Source organism: Streptomyces sp. ML-6 (assembly GCF_030116705.1).
Taxonomy (GTDB): domain Bacteria; phylum Actinomycetota; class Actinomycetes; order Streptomycetales; family Streptomycetaceae; genus Streptomyces.
Genome location: NZ_JAOTIK010000001.1, coordinates 2,115,466 through 2,141,411, shown reverse-complemented (window position 1 = coordinate 2,141,411; position 25,946 = coordinate 2,115,466). Strand labels below are relative to the sequence as shown.

Sequence of the window (25,946 nt, the reverse complement as noted above, 5' to 3'; positions counted from 1 at the left end):
CGGCGCCACCGCTGGGTGGCGACACAGGAGCCGGGGCTGATCAGCCCTGGTGCTTGAGGATGTAGTCGGCAGCGTCGCCGACCGTCTTGAGGCCCTTGACGTCGTCGTCGGGGATCTTCACGTCGAAGCGCTCCTCGGCGGCGACGACGACCTCGACCATGGACAGCGAGTCGACGTCCAGGTCGTCGGTGAAGGACTTGTCCAGCTGGACGTCCTCGACCGGGATCCCGGCGATCTCGTTGACGATCTCGGCGAGACCGCTGACGATCTCTTCCTGGGTGGCGGCCATGATGGCTCCTTCGGTGTTTATTTACAGGGTTTAGGACGTCCGGGCCGGAACGGCCTGGTGTGCCTAGGGGAGGGTAACGACCGTCGCGGCGTAGACGAGACCCGCCCCGAAGCCGATGACGAGCGCGGTGTCCCCGCTCTTCGCCCGACCGGTCGCCAGGAGCCGCTCCATGGCGAGCGGGATCGAGGCGGCGGAGGTGTTGCCGGTGGTCTCCACGTCACGGGCGACGACGACGCCCTCCGGCAGCTTCAGGGTCTTCACCATCGAGTCGATGATCCGCATGTTGGCCTGGTGCGGAATGAAGACGTCCAGGTCTTCCGGGCTGATCCCGGCCGCGTCCAGCGCCTGCTGGGCGACCTTCGCCATCTCGAAGACGGCCCAGCGGAAGACCGCCTGACCCTCCTGCGTGATCGCCGGGAACTTGATGTCGCCGTTCCGGTCGAGCGGCAGCTTCGAGACGTCGCCGATGTGGAACTCGTTCCACGGCACGGTCTGCTTGATCGTCTCGGACTTGTCGCCCTCGGAACCCCAGACGGTCGGCCCGATGGCCGGGACGTCGGAGGGACCGACCACGACCGCGCCGGCGCCGTCGCCGAAGAGGAAGGCCGTCGCGCGGTCCTCCTTGTCGGTGAGGTCGCTGAGCCGCTCCACGCCGATGACCAGGACGTACTCCGCCGAACCCTCGACGACCATGCCCTTGGCCAGGGTCAGTCCGTAGCCGAAGCCCGCGCAGCCGGCCGAGATGTCGAAGGCGGCGGGCTTGCCCGCCCCGACCTTGTGGGCGATCTCCGTCGCGATGGCCGGGGTCTGCTTGAAGTGCGAGACGGTGGAGACGATCACGGCACCGATCTGCTCGGCCCTGATCCCGGCGTCCGCGATGGCCTTGCCGGACGCCTCCACGGACATCGCGGCCACGGTCTCCTCCTCGGAGGCCCAGTGGCGGGTGGCGATGCCGGAGCGCGAGCGGATCCACTCGTCGGACGAGTCGATCGTCTCGAGGATCACCTCGTTGGGCACGACCCGGGTCGGGCGGTAGCCGCCCACACCCAGGATGCGTGCGTACGGAGCGCCCCGACTGGGCTTGATCTTCGACATGCTCTTCCGGGGCTCCTTAGGCGCTCGCGTGCTCGGAGATGAGCGCGCGGGCCGCTTCGAGGTCGTCGGGGGTCTTGAGCGCGAGCGTCTTCACGCCGGGCAGCGCGCGCTTGGCGAGCCCCGTGAGCGTGCCGCCGGGGCACGCCTCGATGAGAGCCGTGACGCCCAGCTCCTTGAAGGTCTCCATGCACAGGTCCCAGCGGACCGGGTTGGCCACCTGGCCGACCAGCCTGGAGATGACCTCGTCGCCGGTGGCCACGGCCTTGCCGTCGGCGTTGGAGACGTACGTCACGGTCGGGTCGGAGACCTCGAGCCCCGCGGCGGCCTCGCGCAGCCGGTCGACGGCGGGCGCCATGTGGTGCGTGTGGAACGCGCCGGCGACCTTGAGCGGGACCACGCGGCGCACGCCCTCGGGCATGTCCTCGGCCAGCGCGGCGAGCTGCTCTACGGTGCCGGCGGCGACGATCTGGCCGGAGCCGTTGACGTTCGCCGGGGTCAGCCCGAGCTTCTCCAGGTGCGCGACCGACACCTCGGGGTCGCCCCCGAGCAGCGCCGACATGCCGGTCTCGGTGACCGCGGCGGCCTCGGCCATGGCGAGCCCGCGGGTCCGCACCAGGCGCAGCGCGGCGTCGTCGCCGATGACTCCGGCGAAGGCGGCTGCGGTGATCTCACCAACGCTGTGACCTGCGACGACAGCCGGGGAGGCGTCGAGCGCGGCAGCAGAGAGCAGACCTGCGGCGACCAGCAGCGGTTGCGCCACCGCGGTGTCACGGATCTCCTCCGCTTCGGCCTTGGTGCCGTAGTGGACGAGGTCGAGCTCGATGGCGTCGGACCAGGCCGCGATGCGGTCTGCGGCACCGGGAAGGTCGAGCCAGGGAGTCAGGAAGCCGGGCGTCTGAGCGCCTTGGCCGGGAGCGACGAGTACGAGCACCCTCACACTCTCTCTTGTGAACGGTCCGGAGCACCCGTGGGGACAGGGACCAAGAACCGTATGGGGAATTGTTGATGTTCGACAAAAGTCTAGGACTGTGGATCTCTGGCGGCCAAGCGCCCCAGGATCAGGGCGATCCGCAACGTGAACGCCGAGCGGACATCGGAAGGCGACCATCCGGTGACGTCTGTCACACGTCGGAGCCGGTAGCGCACGGTGTTGGGGTGAACGAAGAGCATTCTGGCCGCGCCCTCCAGGCTGCTCGCCTGCTCCAGATACACACTCAGTGTTTCGAGGAGGGCGGAACCCGCTTCTTCCAGCGGTCTGTAGATCTCCTCCACCAACTGGTCCCGCGCGGCGGGGTCGCCCGCCATCGCGCGCTCCGGCAGCAGGTCGTCGGCCAGCACCGGTCGCGGGGCGTCCTGCCAGGCACCGCACGCCCTGAGCCCGGCCGCCGCGGCCTGCGCGGACCGGGTGGCCGCCAGCAGGTCGGGCACCACGGGCCCGGCGACGACGGGCCCCGCCGCGTACGGGCCGATCAGCGACTTGGCGACGTGCAGCGGGTTGTCGCTGCCGCCCGCGATGACCACGAGGCGGTTGCCGAGCACCCCGGTGAGGACCTGGAGCTTGGCGTGCCGGGCAGCCCGCCGGATCGCCTCCACGGTCAGTTCGCTGTCGCCGTCCGGGGCGGTGCCGAGCACCACGCAGACGTGCTCGGGGGAGTTCCAGCCGAGCGCCGCGGCGCGTGACACGGCACCCTCGTCGGCCTCGCCGGACAGCACCGCGTTGACCACGAGCGATTCCAGCCGGGCGTCCCAGGCCCCGCGGGCCTCGGCGGCCTGCGCGTACACCTGGGCGGTGGCGAAGGCGATCTCCCGGGCGTAGACGAGCAGCGCCTCGCGCAGCACCGATTCGTCACCGGGCGCGGCGACCTCCTCGATCGCGGCCTCCATGACCTCGATCGTGGTGCGCACCATCTCGACAGTCTGCCGCAGGGTGATCGCCCGGGTCAGCTCGCGCGGAGCGGTGCCGAACACGTCGGTGGAGATGGCCTGCGGGGTCTCCGGATGCCGGAACCACTCGGTGAACGCCGCGATGCCGGCCTGGGCCACCAGGCCGATCCAAGACCGGTTCTCCGGTGGCATCGCCCGGTACCAGGGCAGCGATTCGTCCATGCGGGCGATCGCGTTGGCGGCCAGCCGGCCGGAGGACTGCTCCAGCCGTTTCAGGGTCGCGGCATGCAGGTGGGCGTCGTTCGCAGCGGGCTGCTCAGGATCGGGTCGGGGCACGAGAACAAGACTGCCTTATCGGGCGACAGGCACGGAGGGCCGGGGCCGCCGCGGGTCGTACCGGCGGGTAGTGGCCGGGGCCGCCGCGGGGCGTAGGGGTGGGTAGTGGCCGGGGGTTCGTCCGCGCTCCCGCCCGGCTACCGTGGTCCCGTGATCTCCGTACACCGCGCCGACGACCGCTTCCAGGGCGGGGACCAGGACGCCGGCATCCTGTCCCGGCACGCTTTCTCGTTCGGCACCTTCTACGATCCGGACAACCTCCGCTTCGGTCCGGTCATAGCCGTCAACGAGGAACGGCTCGCCCCCGGCGCGGGCTTCGAGGAACACCCGCACAGCCATACGGAGATCGTCACCTGGGTCGTCGAGGGCGAGCTGACCCACCGTGACTCCACCGGTCACGCCACGGTCGTACGGCCCGGCGACCTCCAGCACCTCAGCGCCGCGTCCGGCGTGCGCCACGTCGAACGGAACGACGGCCCCGGGCCGCTGACGTTCATCCAGATGTGGCTGGCCCCGCGGGAGGCGGGCGGCGAACCCGCGTACACGATCGTCCCCGGCCTCGCCGACGCCACCGCCCCGTACGAACTCCCGGCGGCCGGTGCGACCTTCTACGTGCGCAGAGTCGCCGAGGGGGAGCGGATCGCGCTGCCGGCCGCGCCGCTGGTGTACGTGCACGTGACGGCCGGTTCGGTACGGCTCGGCGACGGCGGCGAGCTGCTGGGGCCGGGCGACTCGGTGCGGATCACCGGCGAGGAGGGGCCGGAACTGGTGGCGGCCGGGGCGGCCGAGGTGCTGGTCTGGGAGCTGTCGGCCTGAGCGGTCGGCCGTCGGTTCCGGGGCCGTGTCAGCGGGTGTCGACGAGGCCGTTCTCCCATGCCCAGGTGACGATTCCGACCCGGTTGCGGGCCCCCAGTTTGGTCTGGATGGCCGACAGGTGGCTCTTGACCGTGCTCAGGGAGATGAACAGCTCCGCGGCGATCTCCTGATTGGTCCGGCCGCGCGCGAGCGCCCGGACGACCTGGAGTTCGCGGTCCGACAGCGGCAGGGGCCGGGCGGCCCGCGACGGTGCCGGGGCGGTCGTCAGGTGCCGCAGCAGCCGGACGGTGACCGACGGCGAGACCAGTGCCTCGCCGTTGTGGGCCGCGCGGACCGCCTCGACGAGCAGCGCCGGCCCGGCGTCCTTGAGGACGAACCCTGTCGCACCGCCCCGCAGGGCGCCGTACACGTACTCGTCCAGGTCGAAGGTGGTGACCACGACGACCCGCATCGGGTCGGGCACCTGCGGGCCGGCCAGTGCGCGGGTCACCTCGATGCCGTCGAGCAGGGGCATCCTGATGTCCACCAGGCAGACGTCGGGGCGCAGTCGCCGGGCCAGGGCGACCGCCTCGGCCCCGTCGGCCGCCTCCCCGACGACCTCGATGTCGGGCTGGTCCTCCAGAATCAGCCGCAGTCCCCGGCGGATCATCGACTGGTCGTCGGCGAGCAGGACCGAGATGGTCATCGTGGCTCCCTGAGGGTGGCGGGCAGGACCGGGATGGTCATCGTGGCTCCCTGAGGGTGGCGGGCAGGGTCGCCCGCACCGACCAGCCGGTGCCGGGCCGTGGTCCGGCGCGCAGCGAGCCGCCGAGCGTCTCGACGCGTTCGCGCATGCCGACCAGACCGTAGCCGCCACGATGCGGGGGCCAGGCCGGGACCGCCGGGGCGTCGTCGGTGACCTCGACGGTGACCTCGTGCGGGTCCTGTTCGACGGTGACCGTGACGGAGCGGGCTCCGGGCGCGTGCCGCAGCACGTTGGTCAGTGCCTCCTGGACGATGCGGTAGACGGTGCTGGTCACCTCCGGTGGCCAGGCGGTGTTCCCCTCGGGCAGGCTCAGGCGCACCGTGGGGCCCTTGCGGCCGAAACGCTCGACCAGGGCGTCGAGCCCCTCAGGGCCGGGGGACGCCGGTGCGGCGTCGTCGGCGTCGTCGGTGTCGCGCAGCAGCCCGACGACGCGGCGCATCGCGGCCAGGGCCTCGATGCCGGCGGCCTCCATCTCGCCGAGGTGGTCGGCCACCTGGTCGGGGTTTCGCCGTGCGAGCACCTGGACGCCCTGGGCCTGGACGACCATGCCGGTGATGTGGTGGGCCACGACGTCGTGCAGTTCCCGGGCCAGCTCCAGCCGTTCGGCCCGGCGCACCCGCTCGGCGGCGGCCGATGCCCGCGCGTCCGACATCCGCAGCAACAGCCCGGTGCCGGCGCCGACCAGCCAGAACAAGCCGTCCACCGCCGTCACCCCCGCCAGGCCGGTGGGCGGCGGCCCGGCGGCGAGCTGACCGGCGATGATCACCACGGGCCCGGCGGCGGCCAGGGCACCGGCCGGTACCGGCGCAAGGGTCCGGAGCGCGGAGCCGGTCAGTACCGCCAACCCCAGGGCCATGGCCGGGCCGGGTTCGGCGGGAAGGTCGGAGCCGGCCACGAAGGTGGCCGCGACGGCCGCCACCGCGACGCCGACCCCCGCGACCGCCGGCCGGAGCGGCCGGCGCAGCCCCGCCCACGCCGCCAGACACACCACCGTCGCGCCGACGCTGCCCGGCACCCAGTACCAGGAGCCCCAGCTCTGTGCGATGGCGACGGCCTGCACCACGATCGCCGTCGGCAGGACGAGGCCGAGCCCGGCCATGAGGACGACCCGGTTCCAGCCCCCCGCGATGATCATGCCGGACAGGCTATCGACAAGCCGTTCGACGACGGTGCCCGGCAGGACGGCATCCGGCAGGACGGTGCCCGGCACGTCCCGGTCGTGTGCCATCGCTACCGCCGCGGTCGGCCGAGCGAGCGCGACGACGGAGCGCCGGACCCCCGGACCCGGGCGAACGCCCGCAGCGACGTCCCGGCGATCAGCCCGCCGAACAGCAGCAGGGTCGCCATGCTCGTCACGCCGGTGTACCCGCGGACCCAGGCGAACGCGATCACCGCGACGCCGCCCGCGGAGACGGCGACGGCAGGCAGCACCGGCAGCGTTCTGAGGGAGGAACCGACGAGCACGGCGAGTGCCAGTGCCGCCATGGGGGACGGCTCCTGCGGCAGGCCGCCGACCAGGGACACCCCGACGCCGAGAGCCGCGACGGCCACGCCCGCCGCCGCCGTCCACGGCCTTCCCCGCCCGCGCAGCAGCGCCAGCCCACACATCACCACCGCGACAACAGTGGTGTGGACCCAGTAGGCGCCGCCCCAGCTCACGATGAGCATGTACGTGGTGAAGGCGATGCCCAGGACGAACACGACGCCCAACCAGAGGTCGACCGGCACAGCCGGTTTCGTCGGAAACGGACCGGCGGATTTTTCATGACTGTCGGCAAGCGGCATGAGACACCTGGTTCTCGAAATCGACAGCGGACAGGAATCAACGGACAGGAATCAACGGACGGGAATCGGCGAACGCGAATCGGCGAACGCGAACCAGCGGACGCGAATCAGCCGACGGGAATCAGCGGACAGGAGTCGGCCGACGGGAGCCGGCGGACGGGAATCAGTGGGCGTGATCGCGTCAGGCGCGCCCGACGCGCCGCACGGCGATGGCGGTGAGGAACGCGCCCGCCACCAGATAGAGCCCGGTTTCGGCCCGTTGGAACGCCCAGTACCGGCTGCTGGGGTGGTATTCGACGTCCACGTGCAGGTCGAGTCCGGCCAGGCACACCGCGGTGTCACCGAACGTGCCGCCCGCGCCGGTCCTGGGCGGGGAGTCGAGGCACTCGCCGAACGCGCTCCCGCCCACCGTGCGCCCGTCGGCGGTGAGCAGCGCACTGGTCCGGCTGATCCACGCGTCGGGGGCGCCGGGCACCCGCAGGCCGCCGATGACCGGGGCGCCGGTGATGCTGCCCAGGTTCCTGGCCTGGTTGATGACGTGCGCGGTCATCGGCAGGGATGCCTTCTCCGGCTCCATGAGGTGCGGTCGTACCAGGTTCGGCACGGCGAACTGGACGGCGAGGAAGACCACGCCGGTGACGGCCATCGCCGGCAGCGTCCGGCGCACCAGCAGGCCGACGGTGGTGCCGAGGGCGAAGGCGAGGAAGGCGTAGCCGATCGGGGCGATGTTGCGGGCACCGAACTCCACTGTGCCGAACCGGTCGGAGGCGACCCGGTCGTACGGGGAGGCGGCCCAGGTGAGCATCAGGGCGGCCAGGCCGGTCAGGACCATCGCGGCCACACCGACGAACGCCATCCTGCCGAGCAGCCAGCGGCGGCGGGTCACGCTCTGGTTCCACGCCAGCCGGTGGGTGCCGAGTTCCAGTTCCCGCGCGACGAGCGGCGCCCCCCAGAACACCCCCATGACGACGGGAACCAGCCCGAGCCCGCCGGCCAGGAACAGCAGCGTGTTCCGGTAGGCGCCCTGGAACTGGCTGCCGGCCTGCGCACAGGCGGCGGGGTCGGTGCACCGGGCCCGGTAGGCGTCGTAGGCGTCCCGGATGTCCAGTCCCACGTACAGCAGGTAGAAGGCGATCACGGCGAGTCCCAAGGCGCCGACGAGCGCCTGGAGACGAAACTGCCGCCAGTTCAGCCAGATCATCGCACTCCCTCCCCGGTCACGGCCCCGGCGACGGTCCTGGCCCCGGTCCCCGCCACGGGCGCGCTCGCCCGCGACATGTAGCCGAGCACCAGCTCTTCGAGGGTGACGGGCCCGGCCCGGAACGGGATCTCCGACGGAGGGAGACCGGTACGCACCACCGCCTCATCGGACCGGGCGTGATGCTCGGCCCGGACGACCTCGACCCCGGCGGCCGGCCGGTCGAGCTCGCCGCGGGGCGCGACCAGCCGGTGGTGGGTGGCCAGCAGGTCCCGTACCTCACCGGCGACCTGGATCCGCGCGTCGCACAACACGATGAGGTGGTCACACGCCTGCTCGATGTCCCCGAGCAGATGCGACGACAGCACGGCGCTGGCGCCGAGTTCGGCGACGAACTCCAACAGGCTCACCAGAAACCCCTGGCGCGCCAGCGGGTCCAGCGCGGCGGCCGGCTCGTCGAAGATCAGCAGCTCGGGGCGCTTGGCGGCGGCGACCGTCAACGCCAGCTGCGCGCGCTGACCGCCCGACAGCCGTCCTGCCTTCTGGTCGGGGTCGAGCCCGACCTGCGCGATGCGCCGCTCGGCCAGGCCCTGGTCCCACGACGGGTTCAGGCGCGCGCCCAGCCGAAGGTGGTCGGCCACGCTGAACGACGGATACACCGGGGTGTTCTGCGCCACGAACCCCACGCGCGCCAGGTGCGCGGCGCTCGCCGCCGGAGGGGCCCCCAGCACGCGCAACGAGCCCGACGTCGGCTCCAGCAGCCCGCAGGCCAGATTCAGCAGCGTCGACTTGCCGGCCCCGTTCGGACCGACCAAGCCGACGACACGACCGGCCGGAACGTTCAGATCGACCCCGCTCAGCGCCTCCCGACGGCCGTACTTCTTCGTCAGTCCCTCGGCTCGCAGCACAGGGACGGGTTCTTCTTTTGACATGAATCCATCGTCGGGAGCAGCGCATCCCGGGTCACCGGGCGAAAGCACGACGCGCGCCGCCGGCGATCGTACTTCCGGTCGGTTCGACGCCACCGGCTCCGCAGCCGTTCCGAAGGCGAGGCCGGAGGCCGAATGCTTCCTCTGCGCGCTGACCACGAAGCGGCTCGCGGACCGGATCGCGCTGCGGGGCCACTCGGCATGGCGCGGTCCGCGCGGGGCGGGGAAACGGAAGAGGCCCGGGGCGACGGCTGGAAACCGCCGTCGCCCCGGGCCCCTTCGTCGTACGGAGGTGCGTGCGGGCGGCCTCAGCGCAGCCCGTCCACGAAGGACTGCCAGGCATCGGCCCCGACGATCAGGACGGGCCCGTCCGGATTCTTGCTGTCGCGCACGGGCACGGCACAGGGGAGGCCGTCGACCACCTCGACGCAGTCGCCGCCAGTGTTTCCGCTGTAACTGGACTTACGCCACCGCACGTTCCTCAGATCGTGACCGGTCTCCATAACGCTCCTCCATCACGCGGGTGATCAGTGCCGCGGACTCCTCGACGGAGAGGGCTGCGGCCTGCAGATGAGCGTAACGGAGCGAGGCTTCCCTGACAGTGTCAGGGCTGGCGGTCATATGACCGGAGATGACGTCCTCCGTGTAGACGATGTCGGGGTCCTTCTCGAAGCGTAGGAAGTTGAACGACCCGGCGAGGCTGGAGTGTTCACCGGCAGCGAAGGGCAGTACCTGAATCCGCGTCCAGCGCTGGTCGGAGAACTCCAACAACTGAAGGAGTTGCCTCCGCATGACCTCGTGGCTGCCGATCGGTCGGTGCAGTGTGGCCTCGTCGAGGACGACCCAGGTGAGTGGGGGACACTCCTTCTTCAGGACGCGCTGGCGCTCGATCCGGGCCGCAACCTGGTTCTCCAGGTCGTCCGGCATGCCGGTGGCCAGCAGCGCCCGCGCGTAGTCCTCCGTCTGCAACAGCCCGTATACCACCTGCGCCTGGTACGTGGAGATGTACGTCGCCTTGGCCTCCATGTCCGCGTACGGCTGGAACCAGGCGGGCAGTTGACTGTGCAGAACCAGGCCGATCAGCCGCGAGAACACCCCGCCCGTGCCGAGTGCCGCGTCCACCCGCTCGGAGAAGTCGCGGGTGGGGAGCTTCCTCGATGTCTCGACCTGGCCGATCAGGGAGCCGGTGCAGAAGATGATGTCGCCGAGCTGCGACTGCTTGAGGTTGTGGGCCTCTCGCTGGCGGCGTAACTCCCAGCCGTAGTAGCTCAACGGGGAAGCGTTGGGGTCGAGGGTCTGGATGTTGGCCACGGCGGGGTACCTCCGGCGTTCAACACCTTGCGGCGTTCATTTCGGTGCGTAGCCGAGCGTAACCGTGTCGCTGCACTCTGGTGACATGAATCACGTAACTGATCCATGGGCCGGAGGCGTGGTGGAGCCGACCTACCACGCCGACTTCGCGCTGGGGGAGCACTCGGCCCGGCACCTGCGCCGCATCCTGCGTCTGTACCTCACCGGTTGGGGTCTGCTCGAGGTGGCCGGGGCGGCCGAACTCGCGCTCACCGAGCTGATCGCCAACGTCGTGCGGCACGTTCCGGGGCGGCGCGCCCAGACGCTGATCTTCCTGCTCCCGACCGGGGGAGTGCGGGTCGAGGTCACGGACGGCTGTCCGGAGCTGCCGCGCCTGGCCGAGGGCGCGAGCGCCCTCGACGAGGGTGGGCGGGGACTGCTCCTGGTCGACGCGATCACCGACAAGTGGGGCGTGGAGCCGCGTCGCGACGGCACCGGCAAGGCGGTGTGGTTCGAATGCCTGGCCGCCGGGAAACCGGCCGACGACGACGTGGTTTCCCGCCCCCGCTGACGGCATCCGCCGACGTCAGCGGCCGGAGTTCAGCTCCGCGAGCACCGCGTCCGTGAACGGGGGCCACACCTCCACCGCCCACGGGCCGAAGGCCCGGTCGGTCAGTGCGACGCAGGCCGCGCCCGCGACCGGGTCGATCCACAGGAAGGTGCCGGACTGGCCGAAGTGGCCGAAGGTCGCGGGGGACGACGAACTGCCGGTCCAGTGCGGTGACTTGGAGCCCCGGATCTCGAAGCCGAGGCCCCAGTCGTTGGGGTTCTGGTGGCCGTAGCCGGGCAGTACGCCCTTCAGGCCGGGGTGTACGACGCTCTGCGCGGCCAGTACCGTGCGCGGGTCGAGCAGTTGCGGGGTCTGCACCTCCGCCGCGAACCGCACGAGGTCGTCGACGGTCGAGACGCCGTCCCTGGCGGGCGAGCCGTCCACCGTGGTCGCCGTCATCCCGAGCGGTTCCAGCACGGCCTGGCGCACGTACTCCGGGAACGGGATGTCGGTGGCCTTGGCGATGTGGTCGCCGAGCACCTCGAAGCCCGCGTTGGAGTAGAGCCGCCGGGTGCCCGGCGCGGCCGTCGTCCGGTGCTCGTCGAAGGCGAGCCCGCTGGTGTGCGCGAGCAGATGCCGCACGGTGGACCCCTCGGGCCCGGCCGGCTCGTCCAGCTCGACCGCCCCCTCCTCGTACGCCACCAGCGCCGCGTAGGCCGCGATCGGCTTGGTGACGGAGGCGAGCGGGAAACGGTGCGCGGTCGGGCCGTGCGTACCGACGACGGTGCCGTCCGCTCGTACGACGGCAGCCGCCGCGGTGGGGACGGGCCAGTTGTCGATCATCGCCAGGCTCTGCATGCGTACGAGCGTAACGGGCGGGGACGGGCACGGAGCCCGGCCCCGGTTTCGCGCTTGCTTCGAGTGCACTCCAAGGTTCTAGCGTGGAGGGCATGACGGTGATGGAGAGCACTTCCACGAGGACGGACGCATGCGCATCGGCCCCCCGGGCGCATCCGCGGCCCGACGGCCAGGACCGCTACACCATCAGTGAGGTCGCCGCCTTCACCGGGCTCACCGCGCACACCCTGCGCTGGTACGAGCGGATCGGGCTGATGCCGCACGTCGACCGGTCCCACACCGGCCAGCGCCGCTTCACCAACCGCGATCTGGACTGGCTGACCTTCGTCGGCAAGCTGCGGCTGACCGGGATGCCGGTCGCCGACATGGTCCGGTACGCGGAACTGCTGCGCGAGGGGGAGCACACCTTCGAGCAACGGCAGGAGCTGCTGGAGGCGACCCGCCGCGACGTGAGGACGCGGATCGCGGAGCTCCAGGACACCCTCGCCGTGCTCGACTACAAGATCGACTTCTATGCGAGCGCCCGGCGGGCGTCGGAAAGGCCCTGCGTCTGATGACTGACGACAAGATCACCACCGTGGAGCTCGGCAACGGCGGCCCGCAGGTCGGCGTGCAGGGGCTCGGCTGCATGGGCATGAGCGAGTTCTACGGCGCCACGGACGAGCGGGCCGCCCGCGAGACGCTGGAGACGGCGCTGGCGGCGGGTGTCACCCTCTTCGACACCGCCGACACCTACGGCAACGGCGCCAACGAGACCTTCCTCGCCCCGTTCGTCGGGGCGCACCGGGACGAGATCACCCTCGCCACGAAGTTCGCCATCGAGCGGAAGCCCGAGGACCCGCACTACCGGGGCGTGCGCAACGACCCCGCGTACATCCGCCGGGCCGTGGAGGACAGCCTGCGCCGACTGGACACCGACGTCATCGACCTCTACTACATGCACCGCCGCGACCCGGCCGTCCCGCTGGCCGAGTCCGTCGGAGCGATGGCCGAGCTGGTGCGGCAGGGCAAGGTCAAGCAGCTCGGGCTGAGCGAGGTCACCGGGGCGGAGCTGCGCGAGGCGTACGCCGTGCACCCGATCGCTGCGGTCCAGTCCGAATGGTCGCTCTTCAGCCGGGACGTCGAGATCAGCGTCGTGTCCGCCGCGGCCGAGCTCGGGGTGACCTTCGTGCCGTACTCGCCGCTCGGCCGGGGCTTCCTCACCGGGGCGTTCACGGACGCGGCCGAGGAGCTGTCGGCCGGGGACTTCCGTACGTACCAGCCGCGCTTCACCGGCGACAACGCGAGGAGGAACGCCGCCCTGCTGGAGCCCGTCCACGAGATCGCGGCGGCGCGCGGCACGTCGGCCGCGCAGGTGGCACTCGCCTGGGTGCAGCAGCGGGACCGGGTGCACGGCCTGACCGTGGTGCCGATCCCGGGCACCCGCAGGAGCAGCCGGCTGCTGGAGAACGTGGCGGCCACCCGGCTCACGCTGACGGACGAGGAGCTGACGCTGCTGGAGCCGATCGCGGGCCGGGTGGCGGGGGCCCGCTACCCGGACATGAGCTCGACGGCCGCCGCGCGCGAGTAGCCGAGAGGTCGGGCCGGGAGCGGTGCCGGGCGCTCCGGCCCTGTCGTCCGTGCCGCCGCCCCGGGCTCACCGCGCCTTCTCCTCGGTGATCGCGGCGAAGGCGCGGAGCGAGTCCGTGCCCGGGGCGAAGTAGCCGGTGTGCCCGCGGGCGTCGTCGGCCGGGACGTGCCGCGCGCCGAACTCCGGGGCGGCCGGGTCGGGCCCGTGGCCGACCCCCGCCACCTCGACGTTCGGCACGTCGTCGATCCAGTCCGTGGCGTCCTTCGCGGCCCAGACCCGGGCGTCGGTGTGCAGGGCGGCGACATCGTCCGCGCGCATCCCGGGCGAGCCGAGCACGACCAGGTCCCTGGCCCGCAGCCGGGAGGCGGCGAGCCCGCACACGACGGAGCCGTAGCTGTGGCAGAACACGGCGGGCTCGGACACCCCCTCGGCCGCGAGGCCGTCCGTGAATCGGGTCAGCCGGTCGGCCCCCGCCTCGGCGAGCGAGCCCGTCGCGGCGTCGATGCCGAGCCCCACCGGGGTGGTGTACCCGGCCCAGGCGACGACGGCGCTGCCGGGCCCGGTCCGGGCGTGCAGCGACTTCGCCATGCCGGCCGGGGTGCCGTACACGTCGTTCGTACGGTCGAAGGTCCCGGCGTCGATGTCCGAGCCCGGCACCACGACCGCGACATGGCGCGCGGTGCCCAGGTCCCCGAACACCTCGGCGACCTGGCCGCGGCCGCGCGGGTCGAAGGCCAGGATCTGCCGGCCCGGCGCGGCGAGTCGCGCGTACCGGGGATCGTGATCGGCGCGCAGGGAAAGGGCGTTGGCCCGGTAGCGCAGCCGTACCGGAACCCCGTCCAGATTGCCCACGACGAGCGGATGCCGCGTCACCAGGGTCTGCTGCTGATCCGCAGTCAACCGCCGGAAGAAATCGCTCACTTCGGCCGGTGTGGCCCGTTCCGGGTCGGGCAGCAGGAGGCCCGGCAGCCGGTCCGCACGCCAGGCGGCGGTGCCGGGCGGCGGCCCGGTCACGGCCTGCTGCACGTTCCCGGACGCCCAGCCGGCCGTACCTGTCACGATGGTGATCGCCAGCGCGATCGTGATCAGGGTCCTCGCGTAACGGCGCATCCCGTTCTCCCCCTCCGGCCCACCCGGACTCCCGCACGCCGCACTGGCGTGACGGAGAGAAAACTAGGAGGCCGGCGGGGTCGGAGGCGTCACACCGGGGAGCCAAGTGCGAAGTGCTACCTGGGTGTTACAAGGCCGACCCGGAGGGCACGGGAGCACAGGACCGGGACGGACCAGGAGGCGTCCGGGCGTCCGGGGTCCGCGCCCCGCCCGGAACGACCCGTACCGGTATGTCCCGGGCGAAAGGCCCTACGCCTCGCCCGGCACCACCACTCCCGACTCGTACGCGAAGATCACCGCCTGCGCCCGGTCCCGCAGGTCCAGCTTGGCCAGCACCCGTCCGATGTGGGTCTTCACGGTCTGCTCGGCCAGCACCAGCTTCCCCGCTATCTCCTGGTTGGACAGGCCCCGCGCGATCAGCTCCAGCACCTCCGACTCGCGCGGGGTCAGCCCGTTCAGCCGCAGCGCGTGCCCGCTCCGGGTGACGCCGGTGGGCCCCTGCCGGGCGAAGTCCGCGATCAGACGACGGGTCACGGACGGGGCGAGCAGCGCCTCGCCCGCCGCGACCACCCGCACCGCCGAGATCAGGTCCGCGGGCGGCGCGTCCTTCAGCAGGAAGCCGGACGCCCCGGCGCGCAGCGCCTCGTACACGTAGTCGTCCACGTCGAACGTGGTCAGCATCAGGACCTTCGGCCGGTGCGTCACCCCCGCCGGCGGGTTCAGCAGCTCGCGGGCCGCCGCCAGACCGTCCATCTCGGGCATCCGGACGTCCATCAGGACCACGTCCGGCAGGGCGGTCCGGCTGACGTCGATGCCCCGGCGGCCGTCCGGGGCCTCACCGACCACGTCGATGTCGCTCTGTGCCGAGAGCAGCGCCGCGAACCCCGCCCGCACCATGGCCTGGTCGTCGACGATGATCACGCGAATGGTCAAGAGTCCTCCGGGGCCTGGGACGTCACAGGGGTCAGGGGCAGCCTTGCCGCCACCCGGAAGCCGCCGTCGGGCAGCGGTCCGGTGTCCAGCGTGCCGCCCGTCAACCGTACGCGTTCCCGCATGCCGACCAGACCGTGCCCCGTCCCGGTCGTCTCCAGCGGCGAAACCGGGCCCACCGCCCGGTCGTTGACCACCAGGACGGTCAGATGCGCGCCGTCGGACGCGACCGACACCCGGGTCAGCGCGCCGGGCGCGTGCCGGACCACGTTGGCCAGCGCCTCCTGCACGATCCGGTACGCCGACACGTCCACCGTCTGCGGTACGTCCGGCAGCCGGGCGGGCAGCGACAGTTCGGCCGGCAGCCCGGCCCGTACCGTCGCCTCCACCAACTGCTGGAGCCGGTCGAGCCCCGGCTGCGGCGCCCGCTCGCCCTCCGTGCCGTCGTTGCGCAGCACCGTCAGCAGCCGCCGCATCTCCGTGAGCGACTCCCGCGCGCTCGCCGCGATCGCCTCGAACTCCTCGCGCGCCTTCTCGGGCAGCCCGTCGATCCGGTAGGGCGCGGAGTCGGCCTGGACCGTGATCACGGACATGTGGTGCGCGACCACGTCGTGCAGCTCACGGGCGATCCTGGCGCGTTCCTCCAGCAGCGTGCGCTGCGCCCGCTCGGCCTCGCTGATGGTCTCCTGCTCGGCGAGCCGGCGCTGGGCGTCGCCCCGCTCCCGGATCACCGCGCCGATCACCATGAGCAGTGCGCCGATCGCCGGGAGCAGCGCCGAGGTGCCGTTGCTGCGGGTCGTGGCGGCCAGGTGCAGGACCAGGCTCGTCGTGGCGGTCAGCGCCCAGACGGAGACCGCGGTCCGCCGGGTCTCGCGCAGGGCCACCGCCAGCATCACGAAGCAGTAGGAGATCAGCGTGGGCGGGGGCCACGGCCAGATGCCCTGCGGCGGGTCCGGGTACTCGAGCAGCACCAGGGCCCCCAGGACGTCGGCGGGGAAGACGATCCACCACGCCTGCAACGGGCGGTGCGCCAGCATCAGCAGCGGCGCCGCCTGGGCGACGGCCAGCAGGCCCGCCAGCGTGTCGTTCATCCCGTACTCGTTGGTCAGCACGTTGAGCGTGACCGGCAGGAAGAGCGCCGTGAGGGCGATGACGACCACGTACGGCAGCAGCCTCCGCCACCGTTTGGCCGCGTTCGCGAGCGGCGGGACCGGGGGGTGGGACGGGTGGCACAGGCCGTGGGCGATCTCGCGCAGATTGCGGCGGGCGGCGCTCACCAGGCCGTCGGCGGCGGGCTGCGGGCGCGGCGACGCCTCGGCCGGGGCGGGGGAGGGGGAAGTGGTCATGGCCGCAGCAGCCTAGGCAGCGGACCGGCCCGGTGGCGTCATACCAGGGTTCCGGTTCGCCGCGGCTTCTCGTACGGGGGTACTACCGGCCGACCGGCCGGGCCGGGACCTTCCGGTGCTGGGGGCATGACCTCCCGTCGGGGACCGGTGACCTCCTGGGGCCGGGGGCGTGACCTCCCGTCGGGCACCCGTGACCTCCCGGCACCGGAAGCCCTCGGTGCGGGAAGCCCTCGGTCCTACAGCTCGGCGAGCAGCTGGGCCTTCTTGGCGCTGAACTCGTCGTCCGTCACCAGACCCGCCCGGTGCAGCTCCCCGAGGTGCCGGATGCGGTCCGCGATGTCCGAGGGGTCGCGCCGTACCGCACCTGCCAGGACGGTGGCCGGGGCGGCGGCCGAATGGTTTCTGCGCACGGCTTCCAGCACGGCCGCGGCGAACGGCAGCGACTCGTGCACCGGGCCGTAGCCGAGGCCGAAGACCACCGCGGCCGGGTCCTGGTCCGGCCGCGTGGGGCGGGGCGACATCGACTGCGGGCCCCGCAGCCCCGGACCCGCGCCGTCCGGTCCCGGCGCCGCGCCCAGGCCGGCCGTGTCCGGTTCCAGGCCCATGCCGGTACTGGCGCGGCCCTCCGGCGGCAGGCACTCCGAGCCCCTCGGGATCAGACGCAGATAGCCCTCGAGCCCCTCGGGCGAGCGCCACTCGACCCCGCTCAGCTCCGTCACGCCGAACGTCTGGTCGCCGGCCTTCCACTTCGCCGTGGAAGCACCCGTCCAGAACCAGCGGAAGGAGACCCGCTGCCCGTCGAAGCCGGCCCGTCCGTCGTACGCCTTGAACTGCATCGGTGCCTCGGGGGCCGCGACCAGGAACCGTTCGGCGGGCTCCGCCGCGTCCGCGCCCAGTACGGAGCGCAACGCGTCCGCGTAGTACTCCGCCGGCGTCTCGCGCTCGGCGGGAAGCACCAGCCGGTACGGATCGCAGCTGTCCTTGAGCTGCCCGGCGGCGGCCTCCATCAGCGGATCGGCACCGGGCCTCGGCACGGCGCGCAGGATCACCGTGCCCCGCTTGCCGGGGGTCAGCGTCACCGATGACAGCGCCGCGTGCGGAACACGACGTTCACGCAGGCTCTGGAAGAGCTTCGGCGTGCGGATCCCCCGTTCGAAGCGGATGAGCACGGAGTCGGCGTCGAACTCCCAGGTGGCCTGAATTCCGGCCAGCACATCACCCATGTGCCTCATCGTAGGCGGCACTTGTTCACTCGTCCCCTTTCGGAGCAGACCATGATGTGCAGGACGGTTGCGGTACACCGCGACCGTCAGATGTCCTGGGATCCGGCGATTCGTTCCCGGCAGTTGTCGTCGGACTCCGCGCAGCTCACCGATTCGTAGGCCCCCACACCGATCGCGGCGAAGTTGTCGAGACTCTCGGTTCCCGGCTCGAAATAGCCGCTGTGCCCGATCGCGTCGCCCGCCGAGACGACGCGCGCGCCGAAGCCCGGGTCGACCGGGTCGGCGCCGTGCCCCAGGATGCCGAGCCGCAGGTTCGGCACGTCCTCGATCCAGTCGCCGCGGTCCCGCATCGCCCACACCCGGGCGTCGGTGCGCAGCTCACGGGCGTTCTCCACCCGCATGCCGGGGCTGCCCGCCACCGCTATGTCGCCGACCCTGGAGGGCAGTTCGCGCGCGGCGACCCCGCACACCACCGAGCCGTAGCTGTGGCAGAACAGCGAGACCGGGGCGTTGCCGGGCAGGGCGTCCATCAGCGCGTTCAACCGCACCGCCCCGCGCGCGGCGAGGTTGCCCAGGGCCGCGTCCACCCCGATGCCGGCGGGGGTGGTGTAGTCGGCCCAGGCGATCACGGCGGTACGGACGCCGGGGCGCTCGGCGCGCTCGGCCGCGTACAGCGACTTCGCCATGCCGACCGGCGCGGCGTGCGTCCTCGGCGCGGACCGTTCCAGCGTGAGCAGGCCGGTGTCGACGCCGGGGACGATCACGGAGACCCGCTCGGCCCGGTCGAGATCGCCGAACACCTCGGCGGCACGGCCCCTTCCGGACGGGTCGAAGGCGAGGAAGTGCCGGCCCCGGGAGAGCATCGAGGCGAAGCGGTGCGCCCGGCGGAGTGCCTCCGCGCGTCCCTCGGGGGAGAGTCGGACGTCGTGCGTGCGCCGCTGTTCGACCTTCCGCGCCTGCATCAGCGCCAGCCGGTTGGCCCGGTAGCGCAGCGTGACCGGGGCACCGTTCAGGTTTCCCACGACCAAGGGGTATCTGTCGGCCAGTCCGGTGCGTTGCGCGGCCGTGAGCGAGGCGAAGAAGCGGGCCAGCCGGTGCGGCGGGGCATCGACGCCCGGCAGCGCGCGACCCGCCACCTTGCCCCGCGCCCAGGAGGCGAGCGCGATCTCGCGCGGCTCGTCGGAGCGTTGATGACGTACGGCGGTCCAGCCGGTGGTCGCCAGCATCACGAATACGACCGCGACGGCGAGCAGCGCGCGCCAGGCGGTGAGCGTGGGGGAGGAGTCGAAGGAAGTCACTCAGGCCCACATTAGGAGACGCGCGTCAGCAGTCGTGGGCAGGGTGACGCACATCACTCGGGTGCGGGGAATTCGGGGGCGATGATCTCACGCTGGGTGGTCGTCACGGGCACGCTGGGGCGCGCGGAGGGCGTCCCGGGCGCCGCATGTGGCCGCCGGGGAGCGGCTGTTGTGAGCTCGGTCATGGCGCGGCGGTGAGGCGTACGGCACATCAGGCGTACGGCGCATCGGGGCGCATGGCCCCTCGGGCGGGCGGCGCGGGGTGGCGGGCCGGGGGCTGTCGCCCGCCCCCGGCTCTGCCCCGATGGCTGAGCCACCGGCCACTGATTGCCGACGGCTGGGCGCGCACGGCTGATCACCGAAGGCTGATCACTGGCCGCCGGACGCCCGCCGGGCGCCCGTCCGTCGTCCGCTACCGGTCGTGGGCCGCCGGACGGTCGGCGACCGCGCACTGCCCGGTCGCCGTCGGCTGCCCGCCGTCCCGGGCCCCCGGAACGGCGCCGGCCCCGGCCCCGGTCCGCCAGTCCCCCGCCAGGGCCGGGCCGAGCTGGTCCAGGTGCGTCTCGGTCAGCGCGCGCAGCGAGTCCAGGCCGGCGTCCCCGCCCTGCCCCCAGAGCTGCCCGGCCACCCGCAGCACCCCGCAGAACGCGGCCACGGCGACCCGCGGGCGGGGGTCCTCGTCCACGTCGAGGCCCTCGCGCCGGGCGATCAGCCTCGCCACCTGGTTCTCCATGTGGCAGCTCCGCCGCAGATGGGCGGCGAGCAGCGAGGGCGTCGACTCGATCATCCGGTGCGTGCGCATGTGGAGTTCGACCGGGACGATCGCCTCGATCGCCTCACCGATACTGCTCCAGGTGCACAGGACGGCGCCGCGCAACGCCTCGAACGGGGTCTCCTCGGCGGGGCGCCGGTGCAGCTCCTCGAGGAAGCGCGACTCGACCATCTCCTGGATGGCGAGGGCGGCCTCCTCCTTGCTGGCGAAGTAGCGGAAGAAGGTGCGCTGGGAGACCTCCACCGCGTCGACGATCTCGTCGACGGTGGTCTCCTCGTATCCCTGGGTGGTGAAAAGATCGAGGGCGGTGTGCAGCAGGGCGTCCCGGGTGCGGCGCTTCTTCCGTTCGCGCAGCCCGGTCGAGCGTGCGGCCTGCTGCCCAGCGATCACTTGAAGGGTCCTCTTTCTCCTGCTCTGTCCTGCTCAGCGTATCTGTGAGCCACGTGACAGTTACTTGCTTGTGAATTGGTTTGTCAACTGTCAGCGACTGACACTAATGTCCCTGGCATGACTAGTCAGACCACCGTCGAAAAGGCGTCGCGGGAGCCGAACGGCTCCGTCGATCCCGCACCTGCCAAGGGGCTGCGCGGCCACCCCTGGCTGACGCTCTTCTCCGTGGCCATCGGCGTGATGATGGTCGCGCTCGACGGCACGATCGTCGCGATCGCCAATCCCGCCATCCAACAGGACCTGAAGGCCTCGCTCGCCGACGTCCAGTGGATCACCAACGGGTACATGCTCGCCCTCGCGGTCTCCCTGATCACCGCGGGCAAGCTCGGTGACCGGTTCGGCCACCGCCAGACCTTCCTCATAGGCGTCGTGGGCTTCGCCGTGGCGTCGGGGGCCATCGGCCTCTCCGACAGCGTTGCCTTCGTGATCGTCTTCCGGGTGCTCCAGGGCCTCTTCGGCGCCCTGCTGATGCCCGCCGCGCTGGGCCTGCTGCGCGCCACCTTCCCGGCCGAGAAGCTGAACATGGCGATCGGCATCTGGGGCATGGTGATCGGCGCCTCCACCGCGGGCGGCCCGATCCTCGGCGGTGTGCTCGTCGAGCACGTCAACTGGCAGTCCGTCTTCTTCATCAACGTGCCGGTCGGCGTGATCGCACTCGCGCTGGGCCTGGTGATCCTCCGCGACCACCGCGCCGAGAACGCGCCGCGCTCCTTCGACATCGGCGGCATCGTGCTGCTGTCCCAGGCGATGTTCTGCCTGATCTGGGCGCTCATCAAGGGCGCCGAGTGGGGCTGGGGCGACTACAAGACGATCGGCTTCCTGGGCGGCGCGCTGGTCCTGTTCGTGGTCTTCGCGCTCTCTCAGAAGAACGTCAGGGAGCCGCTGATCCCGCTCGCGATGTTCCGTTCCGTGCCGCTGTCCGCGGGCACGGTCCTGATGGTGCTGATGGCCTTCGCCTTCATGGGCGGGCTGTTCTTCGTCACCTTCTACCTCCAGAACGTGCACGGGCTGAGCCCCGTCGACAGCGGCCTGCACCTGCTGCCGCTGACCGGCATGATGATCGTCGCCTCGCCGCTCGCGGGCGCCATGATCACCAAGTTCGGCCCGCGGGTCCCGCTGGTCGGCGGCATGGTGTGCACGGCGGTCGCCATGTTCGGGATGTCCCAGCTGGAGATCGGCACCGGCACCGTGACCATGTCGATCTGGTTCGGTCTGCTCGGCCTCGGCCTCGCCCCGGTGATGGTCGGCGCCACCGAGGTCATCGTCGGCAACGCCCCGATGGAGCTCTCCGGTGTCGCGGGCGGTCTCCAGCAGGCCGCCATGCAGGTCGGCGGCAGCCTCGGTACGGCGGTGCTGGGTGCGGTCATGGCCTCCCAGGTCGACTCGAAGCTGGAGGGCAACTGGAAGGACGCGGAGCTCCCGCCGCTGAGCCCGGAGCAGCTGGACCAGGCGTCCTCGGCCGTCGAGGTCGGCATCCCGCCGGTGGGCGGCGAGGTCCCGCCGGAGATCGCGCAGAAGATCGCGGGCGTCGCCCATGACACCTTCGTGTCGGGCATGAGCACCGCGTTCACGGTCGCCGGCATCGTCGCGGTGGGTGCCGCGGTGGTCGCCACCCTCACCAAGCGCGGCGAGAACGCCGCCGCGGGAGCGGGCGCCGGCCACATCTGACCGGTCCTGCCGCGCCCCGGGACTCGGAGTCCGTACCCCGACGCCGGGTTCCCGTACGTCAACACAGCGTGCACGACAGCCCCGCCGGAATGTTCCGGCGGGGCTGTCGCCTATCAGGGTGGTGTGGTCCGCGACCCCTTTTCCGGGCGCCGCGTCGCAGGTCAGGGTGCATACGACCGATCCACTGATCCACAAGCCACGGGGGCTGATGATCATGCGTACGACCTTCCTCGCCGCGGCCCTGGCCGCCACCGCCCTGATCCCGCCGGCCGCCGGCCACCTCGCGGGCCCGCAGGCCGCCCCGCGCCCCGCGAGCGCCCGCACCGCGCCCGGCGCGGCGGCCGTCGGGCTCGGGAGCTGCGGGAGCGGCCAGCTCTGCCTCTGGGCGAAGCCGGACTTCACCGGGGCCCGGCAGACCCACGAACTGTCCACCGTCGACATCGAGAGCTGCGTCCCGCTGCCGAAGGGCGGCAACGCCCAGTCGCTCGCCAACCGCACCGGGCGCCCCGTCACCACCTACCAGTCGGCGGAGTGCGCCGAGACCGGCGAGTTCGAGACCTATCCCGGCGGCGGCACCTGGACGCCCCGGTCCCCGTACCAGGTCAGGGCCTTCAAGATCTGGGAGAACTGACCGGAAGCGGGACCGGGGAGGAGTCCGGGGCCGGGGCACCGGGAAGTCGGCGAACCGGAGCACCGGCCCCGGACACCGAAGGGCGGCGGGACCAGGAGGTCCCGCCGCCCTTCACGCGTCGGATGCCTACGCGTCGCCGCCGGCCGCGCCCGGCTCGGCCGCCGTGACGTCCAGCAGCTCGTACCGGTCGATGGCCTGCTTCAGCAGCGAACGGTCGATCCGGTTCTCCTTCGCGAGCTCGGTGAGCACCGCCAGGACGATCGACTGCGCGTCGATGTGGAAGAACCGGCGGGCCGCGCCCCTGGTGTCCGCGAAGCCGAAGCCGTCCGCGCCCAGCGACTGGTACGCACCGGGCACCCAGCGCGCGATCTGGTCCGGCACCGAACGCATCCAGTCCGAGACCGCCACGAACGGGCCCTCGGAGCCGGAGAGCTTCCGCGTGACGTACGGCACGCGCTGCTCCTCCTCCGGGTGCAGCAGGTTGTACCGCTCCACCTCGACGGCCTCGCGGCGCAGCTCGTTCCAGGAGGTCGCCGACCAGACGTCCGCGCGGACGTTCCACTCGTCGGCGAGGATGCGCTGCGCCTCGACCGCCCACGGGACCGCCACGCCGGACGCCATGATCTGGGCCGGGATCTCGCCCCGCTCGGCGGCCTTGAAGCGGTACACGCCCTTGAGGATGCCCTCGACGTCCACGTTCTCGGGCTCGGCCGGGTGCTGGATCGGCTCGTTGTAGACCGTGAGGTAGTAGAAGACGTCCTCGTTCTCCTCGGGGGTCCCGCCGTACATCCGGCGCAGACCGTCCTTGACGATGTGCGCGATCTCGTAGCCGAACGCCGGGTCGTAGGCGACACAGCCCGGGTTGGTCGAGGCGAGCAGCTGCGAGTGGCCGTCCGCGTGCTGGAGGCCCTCACCGGTCAGCGTCGTACGACCGGCGGTCGCACCCAGCACGAAGCCGCGCGCGAGCTGGTCGGACATCTGCCAGAACTGGTCACCGGTGCGCTGGAACCCGAACATCGAGTAGAAGACGTACACCGGGATCAGCGGCTCGCCGTGCGTGGCGTACGCCGAACCGGCGGCGATCAGCGACGCCGTGCAGCCGGCCTCCGAGATGCCGTCGTGCAGCATCTGACCGGTCGGCGACTCCTTGTACGCCAGCAGCAGATCGCGGTCCACCGCCTCGTACTGCTGACCCAGCGGGTTGTAGATCTTCGCGCTCGGGAAGAAGGCGTCCATGCCGAAGGTGCGGTACTCGTCCGGCGCGATCAGCACGAAGCGCTTGCCGATCTCCTTGTCCCGCATGAGGTCCTTCAGGATGCGGACGAACGCCATGGTGGTGGCGATCGACTGCTGGCCCGAGCCCTTCTTCGCGGCCGCGTACGTCTTGTCCCCGGGCAGGGCCAGCGGCTTCGCGCGCACCACACGGGTCGGGACGTAACCGCCCAGGCCCTTGCGGCGGTCGTGCATGTACTGGATCTCCTCCGAGTCACGGCCCGGGTGGTAGTACGGCGGCAGGCCGCCCTCCAGCTCCTTGTCCGTGATCGGGATGTGCAGCCGGTCGCGGAACCGCTTGAGGTCCTCGACCGTGAGCTTCTTCATCTGGTGGGTCGCGTTGCGGCCCTCGAAGTTCGGCCCCAGGGTCCAGCCCTTGACCGTCTGCGCCAGGATCACCGTCGGCTGGCCCTTGTGGGCCTTGGCCGCCGCGTAGGCCGCGTAGACCTTCCGGTGGTCGTGACCGCCGCGGCCCAGGTGCAGGATCTGGTCGTCGGTCATGTCCTTGACCATGTCGCGCAGCCGCGGGTCGTCCCCGAAGAAGTGCTCGCGGATGTACGCGCCCGACTCGGTGGCGTACGTCTGGAACTGGCCGTCCGGCGTGGTGTTCAGCTTGTTCACCAGAATGCCCGTGCGGTCCTGCGCGAGCAGCGGGTCCCAGGAACGGTCCCAGACCAGCTTGATGACGTTCCATCCGGCACCGCGGAACTGCGACTCCAGCTCCTGGATGATCTTGCCGTTGCCGCGCACCGGGCCGTCGAGCCGCTGCAGGTTGCAGTTGACCACGAAGGTGAGGTTGTCCAGGCCCTCGCGGGCGGCGATGGAGAGCTGGCCGAGCGACTCGGGCTCGTCCATCTCGCCGTCGCCCAGGTACGCCCAGACGTGCGAGTCGGAGGTGTCGGCGATGCCGCGCGCCTCCATGTAGCGGTTCATCCGGGCCTGGTAGATCGCGGCGAGCGGGCCGAGACCCATCGAGACGGTCGGGAACTCCCAGAAGTCCGGCATCAGCCGCGGGTGCGGGTAGCTGGACAGGCCGTCGGGCGCCTTCGACTTCTCCTGGCGGAAGGCGTCGAGCTGCGCCTCGCTCAGCCGGTCGAGCAGGAAGGCGCGGGCGTAGATGCCCGGGGAGGCGTGCCCCTGGAAGAAGATCTGGTCCCCGCCGCGGCCGTCGTCCTTGCCCCGGAAGAAGTGGTTGAAGCCCACGTCGTACAGCGAGGCGGAGGAGGCGAAGGTGGCGATGTGGCCGCCGACGCCGATGCCCGGACGCTGGGCGCGCGACACCATCACGGCCGCGTTCCAGCGGGTCGCGTTGAGGACCTTGCGCTCGATCTCCTCGTCGCCGGGGAAGAACGGCTCGTCCTTCGTGGCGATCGTGTTCACATAGTCCGTGCTGCGCATCTCCGGCACGGCGACGCGCTTCTCTCGCGCGCGCTCGATGAGCCGGAGCATCAGGTAACGGGCCCGCTCGCGGCCGCGCTCGTCGACCGCGGCGTCGAGCGAGTCGAGCCATTCCTGGGTCTCTTCGGGATCGAAGTCCGGGACCTGGCTCGGCAGGCCGCCAATGATGATCGGGTTGCGATCGGATCCGGAAGCCACGCTGTTCCTTCGCTGTTCGGTGGTGCTCTACGGGGCCTGATTGAGGGAGAACACGCCCCCGGGATGTATGCATGTACGCCATCACCATCGTGTACCGCAGGGGCGTAAACGTCATCTCTACCGCGGGGTAACCGCCGTGTTGCGAGACATCGCGACCGCCGTACGGGGATGGCCTGGTCCAAACCGCAACCATACGCCCAAGGCGTCCAAGCGTTCCCAAAGGATGTTCGACTCCGAATGGGGGACCGAAACGGCATAAGCTGTGGAAGGACGTAAATGGGGGTGGACGGCAGCGCCGGACCCCG

Annotated in this window: 25 protein-coding genes; 6 read left to right on the top strand and 19 right to left on the bottom strand. The window is 71.6% G+C overall.

Going from position 1 to position 25,946, the window contains the following annotated elements:
* Positions 1-40 precede the first annotated feature (40 nt).
* The 4 genes from OCT49_RS09465 to OCT49_RS09450 all read right to left on the bottom strand — a co-directional run bounded on the left by OCT49_RS09465 (position 41) and on the right by OCT49_RS09450 (position 3,604).
* Positions 41-289, bottom strand: a complete 249-nt coding sequence (locus OCT49_RS09465; RefSeq protein WP_124717844.1) for an acyl carrier protein — start codon at positions 287-289, stop codon at positions 41-43.
* A gap of 63 nt (positions 290-352) precedes the next feature.
* Positions 353-1,384, bottom strand: coding sequence for a ketoacyl-ACP synthase III (locus OCT49_RS09460; RefSeq protein ID WP_283851444.1), 1,032 nt, complete (start codon positions 1,382-1,384; stop codon positions 353-355).
* 16 nt (positions 1,385-1,400) lie between these two features.
* Positions 1,401-2,315, bottom strand: a complete 915-nt coding sequence (locus OCT49_RS09455) for an ACP S-malonyltransferase (protein WP_283855732.1) — start codon at positions 2,313-2,315, stop codon at positions 1,401-1,403.
* Positions 2,316-2,404: 89 nt separating this feature from the next.
* Positions 2,405-3,604, bottom strand: a complete 1,200-nt coding sequence (locus OCT49_RS09450; protein WP_283851443.1) for a PucR family transcriptional regulator — start codon at positions 3,602-3,604, stop codon at positions 2,405-2,407.
* A gap of 150 nt (positions 3,605-3,754) precedes the next feature.
* On the opposite strand from OCT49_RS09450, the gene OCT49_RS09445 reads away from it, so the two are divergent.
* Positions 3,755-4,420 (top strand): pirin family protein, encoded by a 666-nt coding sequence (locus OCT49_RS09445; protein WP_283851442.1) that lies wholly within the window; start codon positions 3,755-3,757, stop codon positions 4,418-4,420.
* Positions 4,421-4,448: 28 nt separating this feature from the next.
* Here the strand turns inward: OCT49_RS09445 and OCT49_RS09440 are convergent, their stop codons facing one another.
* The 7 genes from OCT49_RS09440 to OCT49_RS09410 form a co-directional block, all read right to left on the bottom strand.
* A complete protein-coding gene (locus OCT49_RS09440) occupies positions 4,449-5,105 on the bottom strand; it encodes a response regulator transcription factor (protein ID WP_283851441.1) in 657 nt (218 codons plus the stop codon).
* A 37-nt stretch (positions 5,106-5,142) separates the two neighbouring features.
* Positions 5,143-6,393, bottom strand: a complete 1,251-nt coding sequence (locus tag OCT49_RS09435) for a sensor histidine kinase (protein WP_283851440.1) — start codon at positions 6,391-6,393, stop codon at positions 5,143-5,145.
* A gap of 2 nt (positions 6,394-6,395) precedes the next feature.
* A complete protein-coding gene (locus tag OCT49_RS09430) occupies positions 6,396-6,893 on the bottom strand; it encodes a metal transporter (RefSeq protein ID WP_283851439.1) in 498 nt (165 codons plus the stop codon).
* Positions 6,894-7,131: 238 nt separating this feature from the next.
* Positions 7,132-8,151 (bottom strand): ABC-2 membrane transporter-related protein, encoded by a 1,020-nt coding sequence (locus OCT49_RS09425; RefSeq protein ID WP_283851438.1) that lies wholly within the window; start codon positions 8,149-8,151, stop codon positions 7,132-7,134.
* Positions 8,148-9,080, bottom strand: coding sequence for an ABC transporter ATP-binding protein (locus tag OCT49_RS09420; protein WP_283851437.1), 933 nt, complete (start codon positions 9,078-9,080; stop codon positions 8,148-8,150). Before OCT49_RS09420 ends, OCT49_RS09425 begins: the two co-directional genes overlap by 4 nt.
* Before the next feature lie 305 nt (positions 9,081-9,385).
* Positions 9,386-9,553, bottom strand: coding sequence for a DUF397 domain-containing protein (locus OCT49_RS09415; RefSeq protein ID WP_502963349.1), 168 nt, complete (start codon positions 9,551-9,553; stop codon positions 9,386-9,388).
* A complete protein-coding gene (locus tag OCT49_RS09410) occupies positions 9,540-10,388 on the bottom strand; it encodes a helix-turn-helix domain-containing protein (RefSeq protein WP_283851435.1) in 849 nt (282 codons plus the stop codon). The genes OCT49_RS09415 and OCT49_RS09410 overlap by 14 nt, the downstream gene beginning before the upstream one ends.
* Positions 10,389-10,473: 85 nt before the next feature.
* Here OCT49_RS09410 and OCT49_RS09405 point away from each other — a divergent pair, with 85 nt between their 5' ends.
* Complete coding sequence (locus OCT49_RS09405) at positions 10,474-10,938, top strand: ATP-binding protein (RefSeq protein ID WP_283851434.1); 465 nt, start codon at positions 10,474-10,476, stop codon at positions 10,936-10,938.
* Positions 10,939-10,953: 15 nt separating this feature from the next.
* On the opposite strand, the gene OCT49_RS09400 is transcribed toward OCT49_RS09405, so the two are convergent.
* Positions 10,954-11,775 (bottom strand): serine hydrolase domain-containing protein, encoded by an 822-nt coding sequence (locus OCT49_RS09400; protein ID WP_283851433.1) that lies wholly within the window; start codon positions 11,773-11,775, stop codon positions 10,954-10,956.
* 92 nt (positions 11,776-11,867) lie between these two features.
* Here OCT49_RS09400 and OCT49_RS09395 point away from each other — a divergent pair, with 92 nt between their 5' ends.
* The gene (locus tag OCT49_RS09395) at positions 11,868-12,329 is read left to right on the top strand and encodes a MerR family transcriptional regulator (protein WP_283851432.1); all 462 of its coding nucleotides are present in this window, start codon (positions 11,868-11,870) and stop codon (positions 12,327-12,329) included.
* Complete coding sequence (locus tag OCT49_RS09390) at positions 12,329-13,345, top strand: aldo/keto reductase (RefSeq protein ID WP_283851431.1); 1,017 nt, start codon at positions 12,329-12,331, stop codon at positions 13,343-13,345. Before OCT49_RS09395 ends, OCT49_RS09390 begins: the two co-directional genes overlap by 1 nt.
* Positions 13,346-13,411: 66 nt before the next feature.
* Here OCT49_RS09390 and OCT49_RS09385 read toward each other — a convergent pair whose 3' ends face one another.
* From OCT49_RS09385 to OCT49_RS09360, 6 genes are all read right to left on the bottom strand, one after another.
* On the bottom strand, positions 13,412-14,455 hold the full coding sequence (locus tag OCT49_RS09385) for an alpha/beta hydrolase (protein WP_283851430.1): 1,044 nt from the start codon (positions 14,453-14,455) through the stop codon (positions 13,412-13,414).
* A gap of 249 nt (positions 14,456-14,704) precedes the next feature.
* A complete protein-coding gene (locus tag OCT49_RS09380; protein WP_283851429.1) occupies positions 14,705-15,388 on the bottom strand; it encodes a response regulator in 684 nt (227 codons plus the stop codon).
* Complete coding sequence (locus tag OCT49_RS09375) at positions 15,385-16,731, bottom strand: sensor histidine kinase (RefSeq protein WP_283851428.1); 1,347 nt, start codon at positions 16,729-16,731, stop codon at positions 15,385-15,387. Before OCT49_RS09375 ends, OCT49_RS09380 begins: the two co-directional genes overlap by 4 nt.
* A gap of 236 nt (positions 16,732-16,967) precedes the next feature.
* Positions 16,968-17,954: a DUF4429 domain-containing protein gene (locus tag OCT49_RS09370; protein WP_283851427.1), complete on the bottom strand. Its 987-nt coding sequence runs from the start codon at positions 17,952-17,954 to the stop codon at positions 16,968-16,970.
* Positions 17,955-18,040: 86 nt separating this feature from the next.
* Positions 18,041-19,252, bottom strand: coding sequence for an alpha/beta hydrolase (locus OCT49_RS09365; RefSeq protein WP_283851426.1), 1,212 nt, complete (start codon positions 19,250-19,252; stop codon positions 18,041-18,043).
* Between the two features lie 412 nt (positions 19,253-19,664).
* Positions 19,665-20,414 carry a TetR family transcriptional regulator gene (locus tag OCT49_RS09360; RefSeq protein ID WP_283851425.1) on the bottom strand — a complete coding sequence of 250 codons (750 nt, stop codon included), beginning with the start codon at positions 20,412-20,414 and terminating at the stop codon, positions 19,665-19,667.
* A 117-nt stretch (positions 20,415-20,531) separates the two neighbouring features.
* Here OCT49_RS09360 and OCT49_RS09355 point away from each other — a divergent pair, with 117 nt between their 5' ends.
* Both OCT49_RS09355 and OCT49_RS09350 read left to right on the top strand, forming a co-directional pair.
* A complete protein-coding gene (locus tag OCT49_RS09355; RefSeq protein WP_283851424.1) occupies positions 20,532-22,142 on the top strand; it encodes an MFS transporter in 1,611 nt (536 codons plus the stop codon).
* 214 nt (positions 22,143-22,356) lie between these two features.
* On the top strand, positions 22,357-22,773 hold the full coding sequence (locus tag OCT49_RS09350; RefSeq protein WP_283851423.1) for a peptidase inhibitor family I36 protein: 417 nt from the start codon (positions 22,357-22,359) through the stop codon (positions 22,771-22,773).
* Between the two features lie 126 nt (positions 22,774-22,899).
* On the opposite strand, the gene aceE is transcribed toward OCT49_RS09350, so the two are convergent.
* Positions 22,900-25,641 (bottom strand): pyruvate dehydrogenase (acetyl-transferring), homodimeric type, encoded by a 2,742-nt coding sequence (gene aceE / locus OCT49_RS09345; RefSeq protein ID WP_283851422.1) that lies wholly within the window; start codon positions 25,639-25,641, stop codon positions 22,900-22,902.
* Positions 25,642-25,946 lie beyond the last annotated feature (305 nt).

Excerpts from the sequence above, each read along its gene's own strand:
- OCT49_RS09390 (WP_283851431.1), top strand. The coding sequence starts at position 12,329 with ATGACTGACGACAAGATCACCACCGTGGAGCTCGGCAACGGCGGCCCG.
- OCT49_RS09465 (WP_124717844.1), bottom strand. The coding sequence starts at position 289 with ATGGCCGCCACCCAGGAAGAGATCGTCAGCGGTCTCGCCGAGATCGTC.
- OCT49_RS09375 (WP_283851428.1), bottom strand. The coding sequence starts at position 16,731 with ATGACCACTTCCCCCTCCCCCGCCCCGGCCGAGGCGTCGCCGCGCCCG.
- OCT49_RS09425 (WP_283851438.1), bottom strand. The coding sequence starts at position 8,151 with ATGATCTGGCTGAACTGGCGGCAGTTTCGTCTCCAGGCGCTCGTCGGC.
- OCT49_RS09405 (WP_283851434.1), top strand. The coding sequence starts at position 10,474 with ATGAATCACGTAACTGATCCATGGGCCGGAGGCGTGGTGGAGCCGACC.
- OCT49_RS09350 (WP_283851423.1), top strand. The coding sequence starts at position 22,357 with ATGCGTACGACCTTCCTCGCCGCGGCCCTGGCCGCCACCGCCCTGATC.
- OCT49_RS09385 (WP_283851430.1), bottom strand. The coding sequence starts at position 14,455 with ATGCGCCGTTACGCGAGGACCCTGATCACGATCGCGCTGGCGATCACC.
- OCT49_RS09395 (WP_283851432.1), top strand. The coding sequence starts at position 11,868 with ATGACGGTGATGGAGAGCACTTCCACGAGGACGGACGCATGCGCATCG.
- OCT49_RS09370 (WP_283851427.1), bottom strand. The coding sequence starts at position 17,954 with ATGGGTGATGTGCTGGCCGGAATTCAGGCCACCTGGGAGTTCGACGCC.
- OCT49_RS09355 (WP_283851424.1), top strand. The coding sequence starts at position 20,532 with ATGACTAGTCAGACCACCGTCGAAAAGGCGTCGCGGGAGCCGAACGGC.
- OCT49_RS09435 (WP_283851440.1), bottom strand. The coding sequence starts at position 6,393 with ATGGCACACGACCGGGACGTGCCGGGCACCGTCCTGCCGGATGCCGTC.
- OCT49_RS09400 (WP_283851433.1), bottom strand. The coding sequence starts at position 11,775 with ATGCAGAGCCTGGCGATGATCGACAACTGGCCCGTCCCCACCGCGGCG.
- OCT49_RS09440 (WP_283851441.1), bottom strand. The coding sequence starts at position 5,105 with ATGACCATCTCGGTCCTGCTCGCCGACGACCAGTCGATGATCCGCCGG.
- OCT49_RS09420 (WP_283851437.1), bottom strand. The coding sequence starts at position 9,080 with ATGTCAAAAGAAGAACCCGTCCCTGTGCTGCGAGCCGAGGGACTGACG.
- OCT49_RS09460 (WP_283851444.1), bottom strand. The coding sequence starts at position 1,384 with ATGTCGAAGATCAAGCCCAGTCGGGGCGCTCCGTACGCACGCATCCTG.